An 18,085-nucleotide genomic window follows, 5' to 3' on the forward strand; every position below is an offset into this window, starting at 1 on the left:
TGTCCCCTCCTTGCCTCAGGATAAAAGTCCCGGTACTTCGTCACCGGCATCCGGCCGACTAAGCGGCAACAACCCGTACTGGAATGGACTTGGCTGCGGGCGTCCCGCTGATCTTGTCGTAGTAGTCGAGAGGCAGTAGCGGATTGAGCTCCGGGTAATATCCCGCAACCGATCCGCGCGGCATCGGATAGTCCAGTACCTTCAATCCGCTTACGCGCCTCTGTATGCCGTCATCACTGATCGTCTCGAGCGCAATGCTCGAGCCGTCTTCGAGCCCTCGTGCGGCTCGATCCTCGGCGTTCATGAACAGGACCATGCGGTCATTATAGACACCGCGGTAACGGTCGTTGTTGCTGTAGATCGTCGTATTGAATTGATCGTGCGAGCGAATGGTTGCCAGTCGCAGCATCTCGGGATCCGAAACGGATGCATTCACCTCCAGACCCGGCAGAAGCAGAAAGTTTGCCTTGCCGTTCGGCGTCGGCCACACCAGTTCGCGTGGCGGCACGTCGAGGTGAAACCCTCTCGGGCTTTCTATACGCTCGGAGAAATCGCTGTAGATCTCCGGATAGACCTCCGCGATCTTGTCGCGGATCAGTCCGTAATCCTCGCTGTAGCTCTTCCAGTCGACCTTACTGTCCGGCAACGTCGCTTGCGCGATCCGGCAGACGATTTCCACTTCGGGCAGAAGATGCGGGCTGGCCGGCGACAACACCCCGCGAGACGCGGTGACGTTCGACATCGAGTCCTCGATCGTCACAAATTGCTCGCCGGCTGCCGTCCGGATGATTTCCGAGCGCGCGATGACGGGCAGCATCAAGGCGTCACGACCGTGAACCAGATGGCCACGATTCAGCTTGGTCGTGATTGCGACCGTCAGCGCAAGCTTTCGCATCGCTGCGTATGATCGTTCGGTATCGGGTACCGCGCGCACGAAATTGCCGCCGAGGCCGATGAAAACCTTCGCTGTCCCCGCCTGCATTGCGGCGACCGACTCAATGGTATGATGACCATGTTCGCGCGGAGGTTCGAACCCAAAAACATCGCGAACGCGATCGAGATAGTCCTGGCTCGGCTGTTCATCGATACCGACGGTGCGATCTCCCTGTACATTGGAATGACCGCGAATGGGCGAAATTCCGGCGCCTGGCTTGCCGAAATTGCCTTTGAGCAGGAGCAGATTGACCAACTGCTGCACCAGCCGCGATCCCTCCTGATGCTGGGTAATGCCCATCCCGTAGCAAATGATCGTCGCGCGCGAGCGAATATAGATTTCGGCGCACCTGCGGATTTGCGATTCCTCAAGCCCGGAGACCCGCTCCAAGTCCGACCATGTCTGCGCCATCGCGTCGTTCCGGATGGCATCGAGGCCGACGGTATGCTCACGGATGAACTCCCAATCGACGATCTTTTCGCCACGTTGCTCTCGTTCGAACATGACTTTCATGATGCCCTTCAGGAGGGCGAGATCGCCTCCAATGCGGACATGAACGAACTCGCTCGCTATCTTGGTCGAACCGAAAGTTGCCATCTGGATGACATCCTGCGGATCAGCGAAGCGCACCAATGCACGTTCGGGCATCGGATTGACGGCGACGATCGGAACCCCGCGTTTGCTCGCTTCGACCAGATTGCTCATCATCCGCGGCGAGTTCGTTCCGGTGTTCTGCCCGATGACGAATATCGCTTCGGCGTGCTCGAAATCATCCAGGATAACGGTGCCCTTCCCGACACCGATGGAGGGCGGCAAGCCCCGGCTGGTCGGCTCATGGCACATGTTCGAGCAGTCGGGAAAATTGTTCGTCCCGAACTCCCGGACGAATATCGAATAGAGAAACGCCGCCTCGTTGGGCGTACGGCCGGACGTGTAGAATTCCGCTTCGTGGGGACTGTCGAGGGACCGCAGATGCCGACCGATCAACGCGAACGCGTCGTCCCAGCTGCACGGCACGTAGCGATCCGACGATGAGTGATAGCGCATCGGCTCCGTCAAACGTCCTTGCATCTCGAGCCAGTAGTCCGACCGCTCCATGAGCTCGGACACGGTGTGCCGCTCGAAGAACTCTCGCGTGACTCGAAACTTCGTTGCCTCAAATGCCAACGCCTTGGCGCCGTTCTCGCAGAAATCGAGCGTCTTCTTGCATTCCGCGTCGGGGAATGCGCAGCTCGAGCACTTGAATCCACCGGGCTGGTTCATTGACAGAAGCGCGCGCGATCCCTTCGTCACCACACTCTGCTCGAGAAGAATCTTTGCAGTCGCTGCGGCGGCACCCCAACCACCTGCGGGATGATGATACGTCTTGAAGCGCGGCTTACCGTCCAACATGAGTCAACTCCGCAATTGTCAGATCTTCAGTACAGTCTTCAACGGGGTGACCTGAACGAGGTCACCCGCAACACGCTGGATCTTGCCACCGGCCGCTTTATCGATCCTGGTCGAGGCTAGCGACGATCACCTTGTCGATCAGGCCTTCGTTGTGCCGGATGAAGTCATCGCGCGTCATGCCGGATGCGCGCCACGCATCCTGGAGGCCGGCGTCTCTGTGAAGCCACTCGTCGCGCGTTTGATGATCGATCTTGTGACGTCGCGCGTCCTGTGATCCGTGTGACGCCTTGTCGTGATCTTTGGACATCGTATCTCCTCGTGTATCCCGTCCTGCCTTGGTGCTCTCGCCGGGGGCGCAAATCGCGGCAGTCCAGGAGAATCTTGAGGCCGGACTTCGCCGACCCACGCTCTGCGCGCGTTGCGGTTCGCTGTGATCGTCCGGCGCGAACGGTGAATGTAAATCGGGTGTCGATGCTGCCTCGCAGCAGCCGTCGATCCGCCGGGATCACTCAATCAGGATCGATCCCAATTTGCTTCCCTGGCCCACTTGTCGACCTCTTTGCGGATCTGGTTCTTGTCAATGCCGTAGAGATCTTGCAGCTTGCCTTCCAGCCGCTCCCTGTCGCCATTGATGATGTCAATGTCGTTGTCAGTGAGCTTGCCCCATGTTGCCTTGAGCGCGCCCTTTGCAGCCTTCCAGTTTCCCTCGATGCGATCCCAGTTCATTTTCATCTCCTTCTTCTGCCTAACCGTGAAACGTGCATCGAGGAGAGGTTAGCAACAGGCGTGCCAGTCTGAGCGCATCGTCATATCAATGAGTTAGGCGACGCGGGCCGTCGGCAATGGACAATTTGTCACGACGGATTCGGCCAAGTTGTCCGCCGTGGCAGGTTGCAGCACGTGCGTTTCCGGCCGCGACTTCATCCTTTTTGGCGCAACGCTTAACGCCGTCGTCGTGGACACGGGTCCCGCATCAACAGGCCATCGACGTCCGAATGCATCTTCTCGGCAGATAGATGGCGTTGCGGAACGCGATGACAAATGACTTCACCACCGCTTTCGCTTACATTCGCGAATGTTGAGGCACCGCGTTCATGCGCAAGGACGCTTCGCTGATTATTCGTGCAAGTGAGGAGATCGAATGAAGGGCGATCCGGGAAGCCGACGACCAATCCATCATTCGCCCATCTTCTGGGTTGGCATCGCCTTATGCCTGGCAGCTATATCCATCTACGTCTGGTCCGGCGATCTTTCCTGGCGACCCGCAGCACCCCCACACTGATCGTCGGCGCGCGAAGAGCCCGCTCCATCCTCTCCAGGTCAGCTGCGACCATCATGCCGTGAGCAGACGTCCTGCCTCCTGCGGCTCGCACCACTCATCGTGAGCTGACAACAAGAAAGACAATACCGGCCGTCAACAGCGCCCATGACACGAGCACAATGATCGTCTCGAGTGGCTTTCGCGGCCTCTTCTTTTCGAGACGATCATTTGGACTGCGCTCCTACCGTAGGGTTCCGACTGATCGAGACCATTCCAGGCCGCGCCCGTTCCAACGAACATCGTGCGCCGAGACTTGCACACTCCGACACCCGGCGGGTTACAAGGGTTACATCAGCACATTCTGGCGAGGCTCTATCGGAGCCGGCAAATCGTGCTCTCCGAGCAGGGCGAGCATCTCGCGCTCGATGGCTCGTCTCATTGCGTCAAGCGGAAGGGCATTTGGCTCCAACCCAAACGGAGACTCAAGCTGATGGCCAAGCGCGTCGAGGCCGAAAAAGGTGTAGGCGACGAGCAGAACGGGCAGCAGTGTCCACCAATCGAGCGATCCGGCGAGCGCGAACGGCAGCGTCACACAGAAGATCAGCGCGGTCCGATGCAGCAACAGCGAATAGGCGAATGGCACCGGAGTGGACGTAATACGCTCGCATCCGCCTTGCACTTCGGAGAGAGCGGTAAGCTGCCCCTCCAGAACCGCGTAGTGGATTGGCTCGATCCGCTCCCGCTTCATCAGCATCAAGCAGTGCAGCCCGATCTGGCTGAGCAAGGCATTGGTCGGGTTGGGGCCGCCTGAAGCGGCTTCGATCTCGCTCCATGGCTTGATCGCCGCCACTTCATCCTCACCCCGCAGGCGCGCTGTCAGTCCGGAGCAAAAGCCACATAGGCCGCGGAGCAGGACGCGACGGTCGTCGTCTTCCAGGGTGGAGACCTGACGTGCGAACGAGCGGCAGGCGATGATCAGCTTGCCCCAGAGCTCGCGTCCCTCCCACCAGCGGGCGTAACATGTGCTGTTTCGGAAGCTCATGAAGACCGATAGCGCGATGCCGATCAGCGTGAACGGAATCGCACTGATGCGCGCGAAAATGCCCGGATGCTCCATGGCAGCAAAAATCGCCAACACACTGATCAGCGCAATCGCCACGAGATGCGGCGCGATCCGCGGCAAGATCGATCCATTGACGGCAAACGCGACGTCCCAGAAGCCGGGCTTGGAGCGTACGATCATTGCAGCGCTCCCGACATCCAAGGCTGACTCTCCTGCGGGGATTGCAAAGCCGCGCCGGTCCGAGCTTCGTTACCGCGGACAGGCCCGAGCAGAGATTTTTCCGATCGGGGAATGGGATTGGCTCGGAACACGGTCGAAAGCACTCCGGACCGGGTCGTTGCCGGCATCGGTGCTTCGGATCCGGGAGGATTTTCCTGCGACGGAGCAGAGAATGCAGCCGCAGTGTCGGGTTGTAGCATCATTTGTAAGACTGAGCTGGGCTTAGAAATCCACGTCGGACCGATCGAGCGAAACCACGCGGGTGACGCTGGGTTGACGGCTTTCAAACTTGTCGCTGGCGGCGCGTTCGATGCGCGCTCGTCGCATCAGGAAGAGTTCCTCGACGCTTGGAACAGGATGATATCGCACGCGCATCACGTTGAGAGCTCTGCGCGCGATCATGCATGTGACCTCGGCACTATCACTGTACATCACGAAATAGATTCCATGACGGTGAACCTCATACTGGCCATCGGGATCTCGGGCGAGCGCCATCTGACAATCTTCATGAATCGATCTGAGCCTCTCGGAGCAATAGATGTGCCATCGTCCAGCGCGCAGTAACGTCAACGACTTGCGGCCTGCAATGAAGCAACTCCGGACAATTTGTCTGAGTAGCTACGGACAAATTGTCTATCAGGTGACGCTAACCACTCCGCCCAACCATTCGCGAGATAGCGCAGCCTCCCAATTGCGCGATTGCAGGACATGAGATCTTCGGCCAGATTTGAGCAGGCGACCAATCGATCGCCGAAGCCCAGACGAAACTGGACGAACGACGCGCAACGGACCCGGCGGGACGATCCTGATTCAACGAGTACGACACCATGAATGTGACAGCGTCCAACGCAACGCAAACTGGGCAGACTCAAAAGTCACGGCAGCGCACTATGGACTCCGAGCCCCAATACATCGATGCGCCGACGACCGCCTCGGCGGCCTTCCTGGTGCTGGTGATCAATCCTGGCGATCAAGCTCTCGAGACGATTCGTGCTGTCGTCGGCTCGACCGCCGATCTCATCAAGGATATCCGGGGACGGGCCAATGGTGAGACGTTCACCGCGAACGTGGGAATTGGTCATCGCGTCTGGCAGACTCTCACCGGCAAACCCGAGCCCAAGGAGCTCACTGCGTTCAGGGAGATCAAGGGAGCCAAGCATACCGCGATTTCAACGCCGGGAGATCTGCTTTACCATATCCGCGCCGCCTCCGCCGATCTGATCGTCGAGTTCGAGAAGATCCTGCTTGAGGCCTTCGGCGACGCGGTCACCGCCGTGGATGATGTCGCAGGCTTCAGGTACTTCGACGGCCGGGACTTGCTGGAGTTCGTGGATGGCACGGCGAACCCCGATGGACTCGATCTTCCCGCCGCGGCCCTCGTCGGGGATGAAGATCCGGACCATGCCGGCGGCAGCTATGTGGTCGTCCAGAAGTACCTTCACAATCTGGCTGCCTGGCGGGCTCAGACCGCCGAAACGCAAGAGGCCATCATTGGCCGGACCAAGTTCGACAATGTCGAGCTAGCGGACGCGAGTGAGGGGCAGAAATCCCATAAGACACTGTGCACCATCATCGATGAACAGGGCGAGCACGACATTCTGCGTGACAATATGCCGTTCGCGGTGCCCGGCCGGGGAGAATACGGGACCTACTTCATCGGCTACTCGCGGCACCTGTGGGTCATCGAGAAAATGCTTGAGCGGATGTTTATCGGAGATCCGCCTCCGCTTCACGATCGTATCCTCGACTACTCAACCGCCGTCTCCGGAGCAACGTTCTTCGTGCCGCCGCGGCAATTTCTTGCGAACCTGGCCGACTGAACCGGACGACGTGCATCTAGCAGAATCACGGCACCGATCGATCATCAGACTGCTCGGTCCTCGCCTTCGGGTCCTGTGCTCAAGAAGCGGACGGGTGATAGGGAACGCGATCAAAGCTGGCCCAATGCAGGCGTTCCTCGTAGGCCAACACGGTGGCGCGGAGCGCTTCAGCATCGCGCAAGGCATTATGTCGCCTGGCTGAAGGGACATATGGACTGATAATCGCAGCGTCGATCAACTCGAAGCGAATTCGGCGGATGGGCTGCATCGTTCCGGGGCCAAGAATGAGTAGCCGGGCCGCATTCGCGATGTCTTCCGGCCAGTCGGCGACGATGATGGGACACTCGTCATTGTGAAGGTACTCGAAAAAAACGGTCAGAGACTTGCTCGCGACTTAGCGGATGTTTGTCGAGCACCGGCTGAACATGCTCGCGTACCCAAGCAGTTGGACGTTCGCAGATGACGGCCTCGTAAAATGCCGGCGCGGCATCATCTTGCGGGACAAGCGCGATAGAAATCAACTCGCCGCCAAATCCGTTGAACTCAGCATCCAGAAAATAGCGCATGATCACCAGATGCACAGCGGTCGCGATCCGCGTCGCAGCACATGTTGCGGAAGGCGTCGCAAGAATGATCAATACCTTGAGGGTTTAGGTTGCGTCTCGCTCACAGGATCGGAGGCCGGAAACGTCTCTTCGAGACCTTCCTCGAGCTTGGTTTGCTTCATGTCCGCCTCGATCGCCTTCTTGGGATCTACCGCGAGCTTGTCGATGGGAGCAGGATCGAATTTTTTCTTCATAGGTGTACTCAATGATGGACTTGTCCGCGCCGAGTAGTGAACCTCGCGAACGACCGCTAGCCAAGGCCGTTCAGAGAAATTCAGTGAGGGTGCGCTCCGCCTTCGGGCGGATATACGATCAAGCGTCGAACTTGCGCTGAAGCGCCTGATGCTAAGCCTTTTTGCACCGTTTCTGCCAGCTTTACGGTACGGCCGCGTCCGCTGAAATAGACGATCGCAATCTTGGCCATAAGAACTGCATCCTAATGAACTTCCGCGGCGGCGACTCGATCGACGTTCTCTCCTGCCGACACCAACGCGATTGTCCGCTTCGCTCGCTCAAATGTCCTATTCTACGACCAATCCGTAATCGACCTGTTCCGAAGGATCCGCGGGCTGTATTGAAGGGGGCGTATGTAGGAGGAAAAGGAAAACGCACGCGGCAATCCGACCGCGGGAAACGTCGCACGAGACCCATTTTGTTCTCGTCGGCATCTCCACGAAGGTATTGGAAAAAAAGACTTTCCAATGGTGGGCGCACCAGGGCTCGAACCTGGGACCCGCTGATTAAGAGACAGCCCCGGGTTGAGAACAATCAATAACTTACTGGTCGCATCACTGGACTTATCCGATCGAAAGTGGGTATTCGTCGCACGATCAGAGTCATTGCACCGCCTGACATCTGAACACGCGCTGCTCTGACTTTGCAGGGTCAACCGCGATGACAAGGCGATCGATCGATGGGTTCAAATCGGGGAGGCGCAACCACCGATACCGATATTCAGTTCAAGTTGCGATTTGATCCCAGCATCCTGGCGACGTCTTGCGGCCACACGGGATGCGCGTTTCAGGATCGCGGCCCTGGCGTAGCTGCGCCCAAGACTGGGCAACTCAGTGCCGAGAAGCGGCTGCAAGATCATCAGTCGAGCAAGACCATCTCCTCCTCAAACCGCTTGATGACCGAGGTCACGAATGCCTTCACGGCGGGCGAGACTTGGCGATGGCTGGGATAGACGACCCACATGCTTTGATCGCGGCGCTTGTACTGCGGCAGGATCGGGACCAGCCGGCCGGCCGCGACGTCGGCGGCAGCAATCGCACCGGGCAGCAATGCGATGCCAAGGCCGGCAACAGCCGCCAGAAGGAGGGCGCGTGTGCTGTTGGCCGCGAAGGTCCCGGTGACTTCGACGTGCTCTTCGGAAGTCTCCGGTGCCCGCAACCGCCAGACGACATGATCTGATTGGCGTGGGGTCGTCAGGCATTGGTGGCTCGCGAGCTCAGCGAGCGCCTGGGGTGAGCCATGGCGCTCCAGATAGTCGGGGCTGGCGAAGAGCCCAGTCGGCGAGACCGGCACGCGATGGGCGAGATAGCCGGACCCGCCGCCACTGCCACCGCGAAATGCGACATCGATGCGGTCCGTGATCAGGTCGACGATTGCGTCGTCGAGCAGGAATTCAAGGCGGACCTGCGGATACGTTCCCAGGAAAGCCGCCGCCAGTTGCGGCGTGTAGAAATCGAGAAAGTTCGCGGGCGCGGCCACGCGCACCAGACCACTGGGGACCCGGCTTCCAGCCGTGAGATCCTGGCTCGCCTGCTGAAGACCATCGATCGCTGCGGCACAGCGGTCGTGGAATTCGCGACCTGCATCCGAAAGAGTGAGCTTGCGGGTGGAGCGCTGCATCAGGCGCGCGCCGAGCTGGTCTTCCAGCTCCTGAATGCGCCTGCTCACCGTGTTGGGCGGGATACCGAGCCTCCGGCCGGCCTCCGAGAAGCTGCCGCAGCGAACGACCTGCACGAACAGGCCGATGTCGTTGAGATCCACCATGCATGGTCTATTACGTCAAATTTCGGATAAGTACAATCCAACCTCTCCATCTAATCAATCAATCGCGACGCCGCTATCTCATGAGGGCAACCAACCGATGAGGTTATCTCATGAACAACAATCTCCTCCTTCTCGCCGGGCGCATCCTGCTCTCGGTCCTGTTCCTCGTCTCGGGCGCCGGGAAAATCGGCACGGGACCAACCTTCGCCGGGATGCTCGGCCACATGGGCCTGCCGGCCCCGCTGCTGCTGGCCTATCTGATGGGTCTCTTCGAAATCGTCGGCGGCACCGCGCTGGTCATCGGCGTTCAGACCCGCATTGTCGGGGTTCTGCTTGCCGCCTGGTGCGTGCTCACCGGTGTCGTTGTCCATATCGGCGCTCCGATCGACCTGATGAAGAACGTTGCGCTGGCGGGTGGCCTCCTCGTCCTCGCGGCCACAACGCCGGGCTCGCTGGCCCTGCCCACAACCTGGTCGCGGCGGGATCGCTTGGCTGCGATGGCGCCTTCAAACGCAACGTTCAACGACTGACGCGCGCCCGGAGTGGCGGCCCGTGCGGCGGGCCGCCCGCCCTTCCTCCCTTCCCTCCCCTTATCGACTGGACATCACATGACCACGCAATCCACGCCGCGCATCGGCATCGTCCTCGGCTCGACCCGCAAGGGACGCTTTGGCGAGAAACCCGCAAAATGGCTCAGCGACTTGGTCGGCAATCGTTCAGATCTAGCTTTCGAGCTGATCGACCTGCGCGACTACCCGCTGCCGTTCTTCGATGAGCGGATGTCGCCGATCTATGCGCCGCCGGAGAACCCGGTTGCACAGCGCTGGGCCGCGAAGCTCGCTACGTTCGACGGCTTCGTCGTCGTGACGCCGGAGTACAATCACGGTGCCAGCGCCGTACTCAAGAATGCCCTCGACCATGCCTACAAGGAGTTCAATCGCAAGCCGATCGGATTCGTCGGCTATGGCGGTGTCGGTGCGGCCCGCGCGATCGAGCATCTGCGCATGGTTGCGGTCGAACTGCAGATGGCGCCCGTGCGCTCCGCGGTTCATCTCGGCATGGTCGAGTTTCTCGGGATCTGGCAGCAGGGCAAGAGTTTCGACGATTTCCCCCATCTCGAACAATCCGCCACAGCCATGCTGGACGACATCGCGTGGTGGGCCCGCGCGCTGAAGTCGGCACGGCAAGCACAAGGCTGAAACCGCCCAAGAGCCCATGCACGCCACTGCCTTTCAAGGAGACCAAACAATGTCACGCAATCTTTCAACCGCGCGCGCGATGCCCAAGCTCGTCGAGCGGAAAATCTTCAGCCGGACCCGCGGCTCCGGACAGGGGCCGATCACCCGCCTGATGAGCCCCTCGGACCTTGGCCAATATCTCAAGCCCTTCGTCTTCCTCGACCTGGTGGATGCACCGTCGTCCATCACGAGCAGCGACAACCTCCACCCGCATTCGGGCATCGCCACCGTCACCGTCCTCACCGAGGGCAATCTCCGTTTCGATATGGGCGATTGGGGCACCGGACTGCTCGACTATGGCGGGGTCGAATGGATGCGTGCCGGCAGCGGAATCTGGCATGGCGGTGAATATCGACCGGCTGGCGCGTCACGATTCAAGGGTTTTCAGCTCTGGGTGGCTCTGCCTGCCGCGCTGGAAGCGAGTGCGCCGGAGTGGCAATTCATCGAGGCAAGCGGCATTCCGACCGTCGGCCCGGCGCGCCTGATCGTCGGCGCCTATCAAGGCAAGACCAGCCCCGTGCGCGCCTTCGATGGCTTCAACTATCTGCTCGTCACGCTCGCTCCTGGCGAGGCGTGGGTCTACGAGACCCCTGTTGGCCACGAGGTCGGCTGGCTCAGCCTGTCTCACGGCAGCCTTGTGGGTGAGGGTCCCTACAAGGCCGGCGACATGATCGCGTTCGACCGCAGTGATGCTGCGATCCCGCTTCAGGCCGGTTCCGAAGGCGCAACCTTCGTTCTCGGTTCGGCGGTGCCTCATCCTCATGAACTGGTGCTCGGCTATTACTCGGTCCACACCTCAGACGAGGCGTTGAAAGCTGGAGAAGCGCGCATCGCTGAAGTTCGGCACCTCTACGTGTAGGGCAACAGCGCTAGACGAGCGACGCGCGGCCGCATCTGTGCCTGTTTCTGCGGGCAGCGGTCCGCGATCGGTCTCAAACGCCTGGACCGAGGCCTCGCCAAGGCGTTCGAATTCGGCATCAAGCAGGCGCCCAGAGGGATCGCCCAGGCAATAGGGTTGCAGGGCGCGTTTGAGGGAGTTCGACTGCAGCAGGACGGACAGGCCCGTTAGGGTGCGTTCCGGCATCGGTGCCGAGGCGAGAGACGTCCGCGCCGACCACAGGTGATCCTTGACCTCCGGGGTAATCTCGATCTTTTCCCGCGCCAGGATCGCGCAGATCCATTCGTCGCCCATCCTCGCTCGGAGGGATCGTCGATCCAAGCCAGCGGCTGCAACGCGACAGGCTGGTCGCCTCCGTCAGACGATGCGCCGCCGAGATCATGCCAATCTCCGCCCATCGCAAGCGCAGATCGATGGACTGACGAATGAAATGGAGATGAGCGACATCGACAATGTTTTGCCGCGCGTCCATGAGTTCATCAGAAATACCCCGGAGTAAGGGGCCAATAGAAATTCGCCTCACTCAACGCGTGGACTGCGGCGAATGCGACAAGAAGGATCGCTTTTGCCGCCAGGTCGCGTTTCCGACCCCTGGGCTGGGATCCACCCATCGCAATCAAGCGGCTGTTTGACTGAGGGCTGCGAATCCGAACGAGCAAGCGGCGAAGGATTCGAATGCCGCACGAAATTCGAGGATTCAATGACCGTCGTTTGACGATGAAAGCGCCACCGATCCGCTACGGTTACGGGCGCGCGCAGTGATATCGGGAACTGACTGATTTATATATATTTTCTGGTAGCGGGGGAGGGACTCGAACCCCCGACCCCAGGATTATGATTCCCGTGCTCTAACCAGCTGAGCTACCCCGCCATGGGCTCGCGATCGGCGGCATAGAAGCCGCTGCTGCGAACGCGCGGGATATAAAGAGTGCCACACGCACCTGTCAAGCAAAGGCGGATGGAGCCGCAAACTATTGCAGCCAGAGGCTATTTTGGCCTGATTGATTGGTCGCCGCCAGGGCTGCCGGGCGGCGGAATCACCGGTGTGTTGCCGCCTTGCGGGGTCGGCGCACGCATTTCGGGGTCAACGCCGGCTGGCGGACAGAGCACGCCGTCGGATTTGGCGAGCTTGTCGCCTAGCGACGAGGTCCCCTGCCCGGTCGTGGTTCCCTCCGGCGCCGCAACACCCGGATGCGAAGGCTGCTGCGGCGCGCAATTTGCGGCGGCGCGCTGTGGCGCCGGCGGCGCGGTCTGTGCCGGCGGCGTGGCGGGCGTCGGCGGCGCCTGTGCCGCGGCAGCCACGGGCGCCGCGATCAGGGCACAGGTCAAAGCGAGCGTTCGATTAATCCTCATGACCAGAAAACCAGGACGACGCGCCGATGTTCCCGGTCAAAATCACAGCAAGCCTCACGATTTGCGGAAGCGGATCAGCGAGAAATGCCCCATCGGCGGCATCGGCCGGCGTTCCGCAAGGCTGACACCGCCATGCTTCGCCGCCCAATTGGTCAGCCGCTCCCATGGAAATTCCGGGCGCCAGCCGAGCCGCCGCGCCAGCGGCGCGAAGGCGAGCTCGAAGGCGCGGCGCGGGCCGCTCTCGGCGCCGATGTGATTGACCAGGATCAGCTCGCCACCCGGCTTCAGCACGCGAATGAAATCGTCGAGCGTCGCCTCGGGATCGGGCACCGCGGTGATGACGTATTGCGCGACCACCGCGTCGAAGAACGAATCCGGGAAGGCAAGGTTCTTGGCGTCCATCACCGCCAGCGTCTCGACATTGCTGAGACCCAGCGCGTGCACGCGCTTCAGTGCCCGCCGCAGCATCGGCTCGGAAATGTCGACGCCACAGAGTTTTGTGGTGCGCGCATAGTCCGACAGCGATAGTCCGGTGCCGACGCCGACATCGAGCACGCGTCCGCCGATCCGATCGGCTTCCGCAATCGTCGACTGACGGCCCTGATCGAACACCTTGCCGAACACCAGATCGTAGATCGGCGCCCAGCGGCCATACGCCTTTTCGACCCCGTCGCGGTCGATGTCCCCAGCCATTCCCTGCCCCCGAAATTAGCTCTGTTTGCGCATGATCTCCGCGCAAACGCGTTCCGCGTTTGTCGCGAGGGAGAACCGGTTCCCACTTTTCCGAATCATGCGCTATCCGCGAACCGCTTCCGCGAGCGGCGCCATCGCATCCTGCGTCGCGGCCCGCGCCACGCGGCTCGCGCTCGCACTTCTGATGAAGCCGCCGCCGAGCACACGCGCCTGCCCGGACGCCGCGTCGTAGAACACGCAGGCTTGGCCGGGCGATACGCCCTCCTCGCCGGCAACCAGCTCGACCTCATAGCCGCCATCAGTGGCGCGCAACCACGCCGGCTGCGGCGCGCGCGTCGAACGCACACGCACATAGATCTCGATGCCCTCGCCGATCACGCGATCCAGCGCGCCATCGCCGATCCAGTTGACGTCGCGCAGCGCGATGCGATCCATCCGCAGCGCCTCGCGCGGCCCCACCACGACGCGGCGCGTCGCCGCATCGAGCTTGACCACGTAGAGCGGGTGGCCAGATGCAATGCCGAGGCCCTTGCGCTGGCCGACGGTGAAATGAACGATGCCCTGGTGCTGGCCGATGACACTGCCGGCGAGATCGACGATATCGCCCGGCGCGATCGCATTCGGCTTCAGGCGTCCGATGATGTCGGTGTAGCGGCCGGTCGGCACGAAGCAGATGTCCTGGCTGTCCTGCTTGTCGGCAACCTCGAGATCGAAGCGCCGCGCCAGCTCACGGGTCTGCGGCTTGGTCATGTCGCCGAGCGGGAAGCGCAGGAAGTCGAGCTGCTCGCGCGTGGTCGCGAACAGGAAATAGCTCTGGTCGCGATCGGCATCCGCGGCGCAGACCAGCGAGCGCGATCCGTCGGCAAGCCGGCGCGAGGCGACATAATGTCCGGTGGCCAGCGCCTGCGCGCCGAGTTCGCGCGCGGTTGCGAGGAGATCGCGGAACTTGACCGAACGATTGCACTCGATGCACGGCACCGGCGTCTCGCCGAGCGCGTAGCTGTCGGCGAAATTGTCGATCACCGATTGCTTGAAGCGGCTTTCGTAATCGAGCACGTAATGCGGGATGCCGATCCGCTCGGCGACATTGCGCGCGTCGTGGATGTCGCGGCCGGCGCAGCAGGCGCCCTTGCGATGGGTCGCGGCGCCATGGTCGTAGAGCTGCAACGTGATCCCGACCACGTCATAGCCCTGCGACTTCAACAGCGCAGCCGTCACCGACGAGTCGACGCCGCCGGACATGGCAACGACGATCCGTGTGTCTTCAGGGCGCCCTTCAAGATCCAGACTGTTGAGCATCTCTCTAAGCGGTCATTGGTCACTGTCGCGGCGAGCCTATGCGCTCCGCGACGAAATTGGAAAAAGCCTTTGTCCAGAAAGCCTTAGAACGCGTCCAGGGCCAGGTCGGTCGGTTCGGGACGCGTCAGAGGCCACCTTTAATATAGGCCGTATTCCGGCGAGGCAATCCGGCGAAAACCGTGCCTTGCCGTGCGCGGACGGCAAATCTTGCCGCCGGGCAAAAACGGGGCCTGCCGGGAACCGGTTCCAAGCCGCCTGCACCAGCCATAACGAACTGATATAACTCGATATATTCTGTGCCCGCCCGTTGGCCCGCTCCTTGCTGACAAAACGCCGGAAGTCTCATTTGCGAGGGTTGGCAGTGGTCAGCGTCACGTCGGAAGCATTGGCAGGCCGGTCTTTTCAGGGCGCGACCCAGCGGTCGGCACGACCCGATCCCGCCTCGCAGGCGGGGAATGACGGCTTTGCCGCGCTGGTCGATAGCAACACTGCGTCCGCCAGCGACAACAGCCGGCACAACTCCCAGCCGGCACCCGCGCGCCGGTCCGACGATTCGTCTTCGACGACCGACGCACGCTCCCGCGACAACAGCACGGCGCCCGATCGGACGTCGCGAGACGCCGGCAGTTCGCGCGACGACACCAAGGTCGATAACGACAACGATGGCGACGCGCCGCGCAAGACCAAGTCGAAATCGAAATCGGACGATTCGAAGTCGAGCACCGATACGCAATCCACCGGCGACAAGGCCACGACGCAAGCAGTGCCGCAGGCGGATCCATCCACCGCGGCGACAGCCAACGCCGTGGTTGCCGTTCCCGTTGCCGCAGCAACGGCGACCGACCCGGCCGCGGCGGCGACCGCGCCTTCCGGCCAGCCCGCCGCGCCTCTCGCGATCGCGGCTGCGGCCATTGCTGCAAGCTCGGCGATCGCCGGTACCGGTGCCGCCGCCGGCACCGGAGCGCCGGCTGGCGCCGACACCGCAACCGCGGCGACCACCGCAGCAAATGCTGACAAGGTCGCCAAGGCGGCCGGCGTCAAGAGCGAGGCACAGGTCACCGCCACCGATACGGCAACGGCCGCGGGCGAAGCGACTGCGACTGGCGATGCGACACTCGCCGCCACCGTCGCTGCCGGAACGCCCGCCACCAAGACGACGCCGCAAGCCAAGACACAGCTGACCACCAAGGACGCGGTTGCGACTGCGCCTGCCGGCCAGGACGGCGCAGCCCAGGGCAGCAACGCCACCGCGCAGGCCGCTCCCACCAACATCGTTCCCGCCGTTGCGCAGCCGACTGCGGTTGCCGGCAAGGCGAAGGCCGACGCAGACGGCGCAGCCGATGCCATCAAGGCCGATGCGAGCAGCGACGGCAAGGCCGCGCCAGCGGCCGGCGGCCAGGCAGCTGCGCAGACCCAGGTTACGGCGCCCGATCCCAGCGCGCAGGCGGCGAATGCACTCCAGCCACAACTCGCCACCCAGACGACGCCGTCGGCGACCGCGCAATTGACCGTGACCAACGCCGCGCAAAGCGCCGCCGTGCCGCTCAGCGGGCTTGCGATGCAGATCGCCGCCTCCGCCAAGAGCGGCAAGAGCCGCTTCGAGATCCGGCTCGACCCTGCCGAGCTCGGCCGCATCGATGTCCGCATCGATGTCGATCGCAACGGCCAGGTGACCTCGCATCTCACCGTCGAGCGCCCGGAAACGCTATCGATGCTGCGCCAGGACGCCAACCAGCTGCAGCGCGCGCTCGACAATGCCGGCCTCTCGACCGGCAATGGTGGATTGCAGTTCAGCCTGCGCGATCAATCGCAGTCGGGTCAGAACAACAACAGCCAACCCAATCCGCACGCCCATCGTTTGATTGTCGCCGAGGAGGACAGCGTTCCCGCCGCCGCGGCAGGCCGCTCCTACGGCCGCGCAAGCAGCGCCCTCGGCGGCGTCGATATCAGAGTGTAAGGAGTTCACCATGGCAGTCGATGCAACCATGCCAACGCCGGTCGTCTCGGCACCGGGCACCAGCAACGGAACGAGCTCCGGCAGCAGCAGCACCGGCACCGGCATGACGACTTCGTCGCAGGGCATCGCCGACAATTTCCAGACCTTCCTGACGCTGCTGACGACGCAGTTGCAGCACCAGAACCCGCTCGATCCGCTCGACACCAACCAGTTCACCCAGCAGCTCGTGCAGTTCGCCGGTGTCGAGCAGCAGTTGAAATCCAACGATCAGCTCAAGCAGCTGATTGCGATCGAGAAGAGCGCACAGTCGACCCAGGCGCTGGTCTATGTCGGCAACACCGTCGCGGTCGACGGCAGCAAGACCCAGTTCAACAAATCGGCGACCTGGAATCTGGTGTCCCCGCAAGCCACCAGCGCCACCATCACGATCACGAGCGCGACCGGCCAGACCGCCTATTCCGGCAATTTCAACCTGAAGCAGGGCAATGCCAGCTTCGTCTGGGACGGCAAGGGCAATGACGGCACCCAGTGGCCGGCCGGCACCTACACGCTGACCGCCACCGGCAAGGATTCCAAGGGCAACGACCTCGCGATCTCGACCGAAATTCAAGGCGTCGTCGACTCCGTCGACCTGACCGCCTCCCCGCCGCTGCTCTCGATCGGCGGCCAGACCTACACCACCGACAAGATCAAGCGCGTGGTGCGCGGCGCGACTGGCGGCAGCAGCAGTTAAGCTAAAGGTCTCCGCTGCACACAGACCTGTCGTCCCTGCGAAAGCAGGGACCCATACTCTGCGGCGGATGTTGCGAGCGGGACTCGCCGTTCGTCGTCCTGGCGAAAGCCAGGACGACACTGAATGCGTTGCACGGCTGGTGGGGCAAACTTCCGCGTTCTCGCGACATGATCTGTCCGAGCTTTGCTCTCCCCGGCATTGCCAGGAGCGGCGCCACAGACACAATCAGCAATAAATTGTTCCGTGTAAGCTGCCTGTAAGCTAGCGGGCGCTATCTTCATTTGCGCGCTTGAGCGCCGATTCAGCCCTGAACCTTCGCAGCAGCACAGGCTGGTCGCCACCGGCAAGAGTTAGCTCGTGAACACGACACGCCCCACACCGCCAGAACTCGCCCAGACCACCCGCCAGCATGCGGCAGCGATACCTCCGCAGCTCGCCGAGACGATGGCCGAGAATGCTCGCCTCAAGACGATCGCCATTAACGTCATGCTCGAGATCGCAGCGCTCCGGGAACGGTTGCCGCCGCCGGCCGGCGAGTAGGCGCACAGGCGGGATATCAGACCAGAGCGCAGCCGGCCGTTGGCTCTCGCGCCTCGCCGTCGGGTTATGCGCATCCCGACAA

Annotated in this window: 18 protein-coding genes, 1 tRNA gene and 1 pseudogene; 7 read left to right on the plus strand and 13 right to left on the minus strand. The window is 61.9% G+C overall.

The features are described 5' to 3' along the window. Positions 1-58: 58 nt before the first annotated feature. From QDT69_RS21675 to QDT69_RS21695, 5 genes are all read right to left on the minus strand, one after another. On the minus strand, positions 59-2,326 hold the full coding sequence (locus tag QDT69_RS21675; RefSeq protein ID WP_279708498.1) for an FdhF/YdeP family oxidoreductase: 2,268 nt from the start codon (positions 2,324-2,326) through the stop codon (positions 59-61). A gap of 97 nt (positions 2,327-2,423) precedes the next feature. Continuing rightward, entirely contained in the window at positions 2,424-2,633 is a 210-nt protein-coding gene (locus tag QDT69_RS21680) for a hypothetical protein (RefSeq protein ID WP_279708499.1), read from the minus strand. Between the two features lie 206 nt (positions 2,634-2,839). Then, complete coding sequence (locus QDT69_RS21685) at positions 2,840-3,052, minus strand: CsbD family protein (RefSeq protein WP_279708500.1); 213 nt, start codon at positions 3,050-3,052, stop codon at positions 2,840-2,842. 881 nt (positions 3,053-3,933) lie between these two features. After that, positions 3,934-4,830, minus strand: coding sequence for a bestrophin family protein (locus QDT69_RS21690; RefSeq protein ID WP_279708501.1), 897 nt, complete (start codon positions 4,828-4,830; stop codon positions 3,934-3,936). 261 nt (positions 4,831-5,091) lie between these two features. Then, a complete protein-coding gene (locus tag QDT69_RS21695; protein ID WP_279708502.1) occupies positions 5,092-5,364 on the minus strand; it encodes a DUF1488 family protein in 273 nt (90 codons plus the stop codon). A gap of 395 nt (positions 5,365-5,759) precedes the next feature. Here QDT69_RS21695 and QDT69_RS21700 point away from each other — a divergent pair, with 395 nt between their 5' ends. Continuing rightward, on the plus strand, positions 5,760-6,689 hold the full coding sequence (locus QDT69_RS21700; RefSeq protein WP_279708503.1) for a Dyp-type peroxidase: 930 nt from the start codon (positions 5,760-5,762) through the stop codon (positions 6,687-6,689). 347 nt (positions 6,690-7,036) lie between these two features. Here QDT69_RS21700 and QDT69_RS21705 read toward each other — a convergent pair whose 3' ends face one another. From QDT69_RS21705 to QDT69_RS21715, 3 genes are all read right to left on the minus strand, one after another. Continuing rightward, positions 7,037-7,270 carry a hypothetical protein gene (locus QDT69_RS21705; protein ID WP_279708504.1) on the minus strand — a complete coding sequence of 78 codons (234 nt, stop codon included), beginning with the start codon at positions 7,268-7,270 and terminating at the stop codon, positions 7,037-7,039. Positions 7,271-7,323: 53 nt separating this feature from the next. Beyond that, positions 7,324-7,488, minus strand: a complete 165-nt coding sequence (locus tag QDT69_RS21710; protein WP_279708505.1) for a hypothetical protein — start codon at positions 7,486-7,488, stop codon at positions 7,324-7,326. An 898-nt stretch (positions 7,489-8,386) separates the two neighbouring features. Further along, positions 8,387-9,292, minus strand: a complete 906-nt coding sequence (locus QDT69_RS21715; RefSeq protein WP_279708506.1) for a LysR family transcriptional regulator — start codon at positions 9,290-9,292, stop codon at positions 8,387-8,389. Positions 9,293-9,402: 110 nt separating this feature from the next. Here QDT69_RS21715 and QDT69_RS21720 point away from each other — a divergent pair, with 110 nt between their 5' ends. The 3 genes from QDT69_RS21720 to QDT69_RS21730 all read left to right on the plus strand — a co-directional run bounded on the left by QDT69_RS21720 (position 9,403) and on the right by QDT69_RS21730 (position 11,389). Then, positions 9,403-9,822, plus strand: coding sequence for a DoxX family protein (locus QDT69_RS21720; RefSeq protein WP_279708507.1), 420 nt, complete (start codon positions 9,403-9,405; stop codon positions 9,820-9,822). A gap of 78 nt (positions 9,823-9,900) precedes the next feature. Continuing rightward, positions 9,901-10,491, plus strand: a complete 591-nt coding sequence (locus QDT69_RS21725; RefSeq protein ID WP_279708508.1) for an NAD(P)H-dependent oxidoreductase — start codon at positions 9,901-9,903, stop codon at positions 10,489-10,491. Positions 10,492-10,570: 79 nt separating this feature from the next. Beyond that, positions 10,571-11,389, plus strand: a complete 819-nt coding sequence (locus tag QDT69_RS21730; RefSeq protein WP_279708509.1) for a pirin family protein — start codon at positions 10,571-10,573, stop codon at positions 11,387-11,389. 66 nt (positions 11,390-11,455) lie between these two features. On the opposite strand, the pseudogene QDT69_RS21735 reads toward QDT69_RS21730, so the two are convergent. The 5 genes and pseudogenes from QDT69_RS21735 to mnmA all read right to left on the minus strand — a co-directional run. Then, positions 11,456-11,838, minus strand: a pseudogene (locus QDT69_RS21735) (conjugal transfer protein TrbE); the annotation flags it as partial. A gap of 384 nt (positions 11,839-12,222) precedes the next feature. Continuing rightward, positions 12,223-12,299 (minus strand) — tRNA-Met (locus QDT69_RS21740). A gap of 116 nt (positions 12,300-12,415) precedes the next feature. After that, positions 12,416-12,781 carry a hypothetical protein gene (locus QDT69_RS21745; RefSeq protein WP_279708510.1) on the minus strand — a complete coding sequence of 122 codons (366 nt, stop codon included), beginning with the start codon at positions 12,779-12,781 and terminating at the stop codon, positions 12,416-12,418. A gap of 54 nt (positions 12,782-12,835) precedes the next feature. Further along, complete coding sequence (locus QDT69_RS21750; protein WP_279708511.1) at positions 12,836-13,474, minus strand: methyltransferase domain-containing protein; 639 nt, start codon at positions 13,472-13,474, stop codon at positions 12,836-12,838. A 102-nt stretch (positions 13,475-13,576) separates the two neighbouring features. Further along, positions 13,577-14,773 (minus strand): tRNA 2-thiouridine(34) synthase MnmA, encoded by a 1,197-nt coding sequence (mnmA, locus tag QDT69_RS21755; RefSeq protein ID WP_279708512.1) that lies wholly within the window; start codon positions 14,771-14,773, stop codon positions 13,577-13,579. A gap of 361 nt (positions 14,774-15,134) precedes the next feature. On the opposite strand from mnmA, the gene QDT69_RS21760 reads away from it, so the two are divergent. The 3 genes from QDT69_RS21760 (at position 15,135) to QDT69_RS21770 (ending at position 18,003) form a co-directional block, all read left to right on the plus strand. After that, on the plus strand, positions 15,135-16,730 hold the full coding sequence (locus tag QDT69_RS21760; RefSeq protein WP_279708513.1) for a flagellar hook-length control protein FliK: 1,596 nt from the start codon (positions 15,135-15,137) through the stop codon (positions 16,728-16,730). Between the two features lie 10 nt (positions 16,731-16,740). After that, positions 16,741-17,463 carry a flagellar hook capping FlgD N-terminal domain-containing protein gene (locus tag QDT69_RS21765; RefSeq protein ID WP_279708514.1) on the plus strand — a complete coding sequence of 241 codons (723 nt, stop codon included), beginning with the start codon at positions 16,741-16,743 and terminating at the stop codon, positions 17,461-17,463. 357 nt (positions 17,464-17,820) lie between these two features. Further along, positions 17,821-18,003: a hypothetical protein gene (locus QDT69_RS21770; RefSeq protein WP_279708515.1), complete on the plus strand. Its 183-nt coding sequence runs from the start codon at positions 17,821-17,823 to the stop codon at positions 18,001-18,003. Positions 18,004-18,085 lie beyond the last annotated feature (82 nt).

Source organism: Bradyrhizobium sp. CER78 (assembly GCF_029846235.1).
Lineage (GTDB): Bacteria > Pseudomonadota > Alphaproteobacteria > Rhizobiales > Xanthobacteraceae > Bradyrhizobium.

Bases quoted from the DNA above. Each gene is read 5' to 3' on its own strand.
- QDT69_RS21675 (WP_279708498.1), bottom strand. From the start codon at position 2,326: ATGTTGGACGGTAAGCCGCGCTTCAAGACGTATCATCATCCCGCAGGT.
- QDT69_RS21680 (WP_279708499.1), bottom strand. From the start codon at position 2,633: ATGTCCAAAGATCACGACAAGGCGTCACACGGATCACAGGACGCGCGA.
- QDT69_RS21685 (WP_279708500.1), bottom strand. From the start codon at position 3,052: ATGAACTGGGATCGCATCGAGGGAAACTGGAAGGCTGCAAAGGGCGCG.
- QDT69_RS21690 (WP_279708501.1), bottom strand. From the start codon at position 4,830: ATGATCGTACGCTCCAAGCCCGGCTTCTGGGACGTCGCGTTTGCCGTC.
- QDT69_RS21695 (WP_279708502.1), bottom strand. From the start codon at position 5,364: ATGGCGCTCGCCCGAGATCCCGATGGCCAGTATGAGGTTCACCGTCAT.
- QDT69_RS21700 (WP_279708503.1), top strand. From the start codon at position 5,760: ATGGACTCCGAGCCCCAATACATCGATGCGCCGACGACCGCCTCGGCG.
- QDT69_RS21710 (WP_279708505.1), bottom strand. From the start codon at position 7,488: ATGAAGAAAAAATTCGATCCTGCTCCCATCGACAAGCTCGCGGTAGAT.
- QDT69_RS21715 (WP_279708506.1), bottom strand. From the start codon at position 9,292: ATGGTGGATCTCAACGACATCGGCCTGTTCGTGCAGGTCGTTCGCTGC.
- QDT69_RS21720 (WP_279708507.1), top strand. From the start codon at position 9,403: ATGAACAACAATCTCCTCCTTCTCGCCGGGCGCATCCTGCTCTCGGTC.
- QDT69_RS21725 (WP_279708508.1), top strand. From the start codon at position 9,901: ATGACCACGCAATCCACGCCGCGCATCGGCATCGTCCTCGGCTCGACC.
- QDT69_RS21730 (WP_279708509.1), top strand. From the start codon at position 10,571: ATGCCCAAGCTCGTCGAGCGGAAAATCTTCAGCCGGACCCGCGGCTCC.
- QDT69_RS21745 (WP_279708510.1), bottom strand. From the start codon at position 12,781: ATGAGGATTAATCGAACGCTCGCTTTGACCTGTGCCCTGATCGCGGCG.
- QDT69_RS21750 (WP_279708511.1), bottom strand. From the start codon at position 13,474: ATGGCTGGGGACATCGACCGCGACGGGGTCGAAAAGGCGTATGGCCGC.
- mnmA (WP_279708512.1), bottom strand. From the start codon at position 14,773: ATGCTCAACAGTCTGGATCTTGAAGGGCGCCCTGAAGACACACGGATC.
- QDT69_RS21765 (WP_279708514.1), top strand. From the start codon at position 16,741: ATGGCAGTCGATGCAACCATGCCAACGCCGGTCGTCTCGGCACCGGGC.